We start from the raw sequence: 5,283 nt of genomic DNA on the forward strand, positions 1-5,283 counted from the left end.
ACCGTCGACGCCTACCTCCGCCGCATCCGCGCCAAGCTCAACATCAACAGCACCGCCGAGATGACCCGAATGGCCATCACCCTGGGCCTGTGACAACAGGTCACCACTTGGTTGCATTTCGTGAGATCGCCCTCCTTCTCCAGCACGGCACGCCGGACAGCCGCAAGTACCACCTCTGGTCTGCTCGCTCGACATGACCGACGACGGATCTTGCTCCGTCAACAGCGCTCGCCGCGGGGCCGTGTACGGCTCAAAGAAAAACCTCGGCCGGAAGTGAATCCTTTCCGGACCTCGCCGCCTCTTGTCTGTGTACCGGCCGAACGGGTCGGCAGAACCGGGAGGACACACCAATGATGGTCACCAGCCTTGTAGTGGTCGGAGCCCTGCTCGTGGGCGCGTGCAGCTGGCACCTGATGCGGCGCTACAAGGGCCGAAGCTGACCAGCGCCCGCGCGGGGCTCCTTACGGATATGAGTAGCAAATGAACCAACGCTTCCCCTGGCCGGACGAGCGGCTGATCAGGGCCGCTCAGGACGGCGACGTCACTTCGCTCACCACCGTCGTCATGGAATCGCAGCCTCATGTGCGCAAGTTCGCCATATCGCTGTGCGCCTCGCCGCAGGACGCGGAGGATGCGGCGCAAGAGGCGCTGATCATCCTCTACCGGAAGATCGGCACCTTGCGGGCCACTGGCGCGCTTGCCTCATGGATGTTCCGGATCGTGCGCAACGAATGCCTCCGGCAGGTACGGCTGCTCGTCTCGCGGAGCGACGGGGCGTCGGCCGAACCGGAGGCGACTGCGGAACCGTCCGCCGAGGACGCGGTGCTGCGCAGGCTGGAGGTGGCGCGGATAGCGGCTGCGGTCAGCGCTCTTCCCGGTGACCAGCGGCAGGTCCTGATCATGCGGGACGTACAGGGCCTGCCCGGCAAGAGCGTCGCCCGTTCGCTCGGTCTGAGCGACGCCGCGATGAAATCGCGGCTGCACAGAGCACGCGCAGCGCTGCGTCACTCACTGACAGCGACCGATCAGGCACCTGATCAAGCCATCGACCAACCAGTCGGAGGGGACTCCCGAGCGTGAAGACCGTGAACACTGCGAGCACCATGACCACTGCGAGCACCTCGACCACTGCGAACACTGCAACCACTGCGCACACCGCGAAGTCCGCCCAGGGCGCGAAGGCCCGGGCCACCGGACAGTCCGCCGCGCCCGCGATGGACTTCGCCAGCAAATCCGTCCCGCGCCACCTGGCTCGCGGCGCCATCGGCTTCGGGCTGATCCTCGGCTCGATCGCCCTGGTGCCCGTCGCCGGCCCGGCCACCCTGCTTGCGGCCCCGTTGGCCCTGATCGCCTTCCGCGGCTGCCCGACCTGCTGGATGGTCGGCCTGGCGCAGACCATCTCCCGCGGCCGTCTGGAGCGCCAGTGTGGGGACGGCGTCTGCACCGTCACCAAGGCGCGCCCGGAGGCGAAGGCTACGGACGAGTTCCCGCGGGGGTGACCGGCGGCAACGCACGACGCGACCTCGCGCCGGGTCCCCTGGTCAGCCCAGTGGACTACATCTACCGCCGTTTGATGAGTCGGCAGCTCACCGGCCAGGAGTGTCCCGCCACCGCCTGGCCCGCGCGATCTGCCATGTTCGGTCAGGGCCACCGTCCGCCTGACCGCCGACAGGAGTTGGCAGCGCATGCCGGCCGGACGCGCGAAGGCGGTCGTGCATCGCGGGCCGACCGAACCGGCGGGAGCAGACCCACCTCTGACTGACCGCCGGCCCGGGGCGAGGTCAGTCGCCCGGGGCCCAAATGGCGGTCGGGCGTCCCGCGCCGGCGGTGAGGCTCTTCCAACTGCCGGCCAGTTCGAGAACGACGACCGCTGCGGTGGGGAAGCCGTCGTGGATCCGGCGCACCAGATGTTTCGGCCCATCCCCGCACAGCGTTCTGGCCAATTCGTGGATGCCGGGGTTGTGCCCGACCAGCACCAGGCCGGCGACGCCGTCGTCGGTTTCGGCCAGGGCGGCCCGCAGTTCGTCCGGACCGGTTTTGTAGAGCCTGTCCTCGTACGTGGTGGGTGGCGGCTCGCTCAGCTGCGGCACCATCAGCTGCCACGTCTGCCGCGTACGCCGCGAGGGAGAACACAGGGCCAGGTCGGCCCTGACTCCTGATGCGGCGAGCCACTGGCCGGCCTCGGGCGCGTCGTGCCGCCCCCGGTCGGCCAGCGCGCGGTCGAAATCCTCGTCGACGTCCTTCGGTACGGCCTTTCCATGCCGTACGAGGACCAATGTGCGCTCATCCTTCCGGGACAACGTATGCCTCCTCGCGGGCCGCGCTTCGGACGGCGCCTACCCCTGCCGGGGCGGGGCAACCAGGAATTCCGCTACGCGTTCGCCCCAGGTGCGGATGTCTGCGCGCGTCTCCGACACGTGCAGCTCCGCCCCCGGCAGTACGGCAGCCAGCGTCCGCGCAGTGGACAGGGGGTGACCAGGGTCGTCGGCCCAGGCCAGGACAAGAGCCGGCAGGCGCAGCCGGGCGATGTCCTCGGGCGACGGCAGGTCGGACCGGGCCAGCCCGCGCAGGACGGCCGGGAGTACCCCCTCCGCGGGCGTCGGTGGGAACTCGGGAACGTCGGACACCACTGCAGGGGGCTGCCGGCGCCTCTTGGCGAGCCAGGTGTCGAGCCCCTCCCGCGCGACCGTCTCGGCTGACTCCCGGTTGGCCCGGGCGTGCGCCTCCCTCGTCGTCCACGCAGTCGGGGGGATGAGCAGGACCAGCCGGGAGAACCGCTCTGGCGCCCGTACCGCGGCGTGCAGCACAGTGCCGCACCCCATCGAGGCCCCCATCGCGTCGACGGCCTCGGTGACACCCAGATGGCCCAGAAGAGCCAGGAAATCGTCGGCGAGGGACGGGTAGGTGTAGTCGGCGGCCGAGGGCCCGCCGGTGGACCTTCCGTGCCCCCGCGCGTCGTAGCGGACCAGGCGGCGACCCGCGTCCAAGACCGGCGTCCAGTCGAAGAGGCCCATCCGGTCCTCGACGGCCTGACTGACGAAGCCGCCGTGCGCGTACACGGCCGGCGGTCCCGCGCCCACATCGTCGAAGACCAGCCGTGCCCCGCGGTGGAGGAAGTGGCCCTCCCCGCCGACGTACGGTCCCTGTGGTCCTCGTGGTCCCTGTGGCCTCATACCGCGCGTCTCTTTCGGGAGTCTGCCGGACCCCTGAATCGATCGTACGACCGCCCTACCCCGGACAGCGCGCCGGCGAGGGGCGGTGTGCCACGGGGGAAGCGGCGAGGCGCGCCCTCCGTGTGACAGGCCCGAGCCGCACGCATATCCGTTCTTCTGCCACCCGGCTCGCTGCCAGCCGGCAAGCGTGCCGAACGGGCGGCCGCACCGACCAACCGTGGCGCCACTACTGCCCGAGGCTCAGGAAGATCCCGACTGGTTCAGCTGTCCCGGGAGTCCGACGTCGCCTGGGTGCCCGCAGTCGCCGCAGCAGCCACGGCCCGGGCGCGGGCTCGGGCATTCCGCCAGATCAACAGGGGCGCAACGACAAGGATCACAAGGGTGAGAGTGAGCGTGATGCGTACGTTTTCGGCACTCTCGTGCCACACTCGCCGGTTCATCATCCAGCCCAATACGACGTTGATGAGGACCAAGCCGGTGCCGGTCGGCACGAAGCTGTGCCGGTTCTTCTCCGCCAGGCCCCAGAAGATCAGGACGAGGGGAGTAACCAGCAGTCCGATGGTCATCACGGTCGTGTTGGGCCAGGGAATGGTCGTGGACGCGCGGGGAAGCATCACGGCGGGGACGGCCAGGATCAGCCCCAAGACGATCCGACCGCCTCCGGGCGGCATCTGGGCGCGTGCTTGGGGAAGTTCCGGGGGTGGTGGAGCGGCTGTGCCGGCGGTGGTGGTGACCGCGGTGAGGCGCAGAGAGCGAGCATCCGGAGTCGGAGGCGTCACCGGGATCGGTGGATTGCCAATGCGTCGGGCGACTTTGTTGACCGGGACCATGGCCCCATCAAGGGCATAGACGAACAGAGCGATGTCGTTGGTGTCCGCGTATTGGAGGGCGGTCGTGGCGTAGCTGCTGCCGGTGAAGAAGAGCAGCTGCTTGTCCATGTCGCGTCCGCGGGCGCCGAAGAGGTTCTGCAGTTCCGGGCGACCGACCGCTGCGGCCTGATACTTGACCTGCCCCAAGGCGTGGCGTGAGCGCACGTCTATACCGCCGTCGGCGCCGCCGGGCTTGGCCTGAGCGTCTCTGAACCCCCAGTGCCGCATCCATGCTGCGGCGTTGTGCTCGGCGTCCTGCCAGGACTGGATCTGCCGCCTGGCCGGCGGAGCATCTGTTGTCGTGAAGCGGGGATTTCTTCTGGTCACGGACATGAAGTACCACACGGCAACGATGGTCCGCCCCAGTAGGGTGCCTGGGGGATCTGCGGGCAGATCCCGCAGGACGCCTTGGGGCTGTCTCCAGTCGGACGCTCCCCGCCCGTGCCCGGATGCCCGTCCGCCCCCATGACCCCTACCAGGTTTGCTGGGCAGTACTCCCTTCGACGGTGCAACGCTCGACAGCTGGGCTGTGCTCCCCCGCTGAGCCCGTCCGTGGTCCGATCGGAGCACGCACGGGGTGCACGGCGCGGTGCCGGCGCACGCGCGACGACTGCGCGGACCGGCCCGGGGCCGGGGCCGTCCGCGGGGGCGGGCTGGTGTCGGCTGGTCGGCCACCATCCCGGCGGAACGGGTCGTCTGCGGCATCTGGAGGAGTCGAGCCTGCCCACGACGGATCCCGGTGGCGCTGCGGCACCCCCCTGCGCGGCGGAAGGATGCGGCTGTACGGTCGAGATGACGAGTGGGGCCCCTCTCAGGAGGTCATGCTGTCACCATGACCGAATCCGCGGACGCCCCCTCCCCTTCGCCCGACGAACAGGTGGTCGAGCGCCTCGTACCGGTGTGGCTGGCTGAGGCGGCACGCAACCACTCGCCCACCGCAGCCGAGGGCAGCCGGGACTGGAAGTCGCGACGCCTGTCTTCTGAGGCCGCGCGGGAGCTTTCCGACTGGGTCATCGCCCGGGTTACCGATACCGCGTTCAACGAGGACGAGAGCCCGAGCCCCGCTGCTCCCGAAGATGCGGCGCGCATCAGCGTCGCCGACAAGGCTGCGGTCCATCGATGGCTCACCGCTCACGGGCACGACGTCTAGTGCTGTGACCGGGAAGGTTGGCCGGGTTGGGTGGTCAGGCCGCTGTGGGTAGCGGTCTGCCGCCCCAGCGGATGCCTCGTTCGCTTCGGAT

General features: G+C 69.5%; 6 protein-coding genes. 3 read left to right on the forward strand and 3 right to left on the reverse strand.

Features of this window, described 5'->3' with window-relative positions:
* The first annotated feature begins 480 nt into the window (after positions 1–480).
* Both AB0D48_RS36965 and AB0D48_RS36970 read left to right on the forward strand, forming a co-directional pair.
* On the forward strand, positions 481–1,080 hold the full coding sequence (locus AB0D48_RS36965) for an RNA polymerase sigma factor (protein ID WP_362407609.1): 600 nt from the start codon (positions 481–483) through the stop codon (positions 1,078–1,080).
* A 134-nt stretch (positions 1,081–1,214) separates the two neighbouring features.
* Positions 1,215–1,499, forward strand: a complete 285-nt coding sequence (locus AB0D48_RS36970) for a hypothetical protein (RefSeq protein ID WP_362407624.1) — start codon at positions 1,215–1,217, stop codon at positions 1,497–1,499.
* Between the two features lie 282 nt (positions 1,500–1,781).
* On the opposite strand, the gene AB0D48_RS36975 is transcribed toward AB0D48_RS36970, so the two are convergent.
* From AB0D48_RS36975 to AB0D48_RS36985, 3 genes are all read right to left on the reverse strand, one after another.
* The gene (locus AB0D48_RS36975; RefSeq protein WP_362407612.1) at positions 1,782–2,300 is read right to left on the reverse strand and encodes a histidine phosphatase family protein; all 519 of its coding nucleotides are present in this window, start codon (positions 2,298–2,300) and stop codon (positions 1,782–1,784) included.
* A 36-nt stretch (positions 2,301–2,336) separates the two neighbouring features.
* A complete protein-coding gene (locus AB0D48_RS36980; RefSeq protein ID WP_362407615.1) occupies positions 2,337–3,173 on the reverse strand; it encodes an alpha/beta fold hydrolase in 837 nt (278 codons plus the stop codon).
* A 260-nt stretch (positions 3,174–3,433) separates the two neighbouring features.
* Positions 3,434–4,387: a restriction endonuclease gene (locus AB0D48_RS36985; protein WP_362407618.1), complete on the reverse strand. Its 954-nt coding sequence runs from the start codon at positions 4,385–4,387 to the stop codon at positions 3,434–3,436.
* Between the two features lie 487 nt (positions 4,388–4,874).
* Here AB0D48_RS36985 and AB0D48_RS36990 point away from each other — a divergent pair, with 487 nt between their 5' ends.
* On the forward strand, positions 4,875–5,192 hold the full coding sequence (locus tag AB0D48_RS36990; protein ID WP_362407621.1) for a hypothetical protein: 318 nt from the start codon (positions 4,875–4,877) through the stop codon (positions 5,190–5,192).
* Positions 5,193–5,283: the final 91 nt, after the last annotated feature.

The sequence above is a fragment of the Streptomyces sp. NPDC048269 genome, from assembly GCF_040652395.1.
In the GTDB taxonomy this organism is placed as follows: Bacteria; Actinomycetota; Actinomycetes; order Streptomycetales; family Streptomycetaceae; genus Streptomyces.

What these genes read in the sequence shown, in the direction of transcription:
- AB0D48_RS36990 (WP_362407621.1), top strand. Translation starts at nt 4,875, where the DNA reads ATGACCGAATCCGCGGACGCCCCCTCCCCTTCGCCCGACGAACAGGTG.
- AB0D48_RS36980 (WP_362407615.1), bottom strand. Translation starts at nt 3,173, where the DNA reads ATGAGGCCACAGGGACCACGAGGACCACAGGGACCGTACGTCGGCGGG.
- AB0D48_RS36970 (WP_362407624.1), top strand. Translation starts at nt 1,215, where the DNA reads ATGGACTTCGCCAGCAAATCCGTCCCGCGCCACCTGGCTCGCGGCGCC.
- AB0D48_RS36965 (WP_362407609.1), top strand. Translation starts at nt 481, where the DNA reads ATGAACCAACGCTTCCCCTGGCCGGACGAGCGGCTGATCAGGGCCGCT.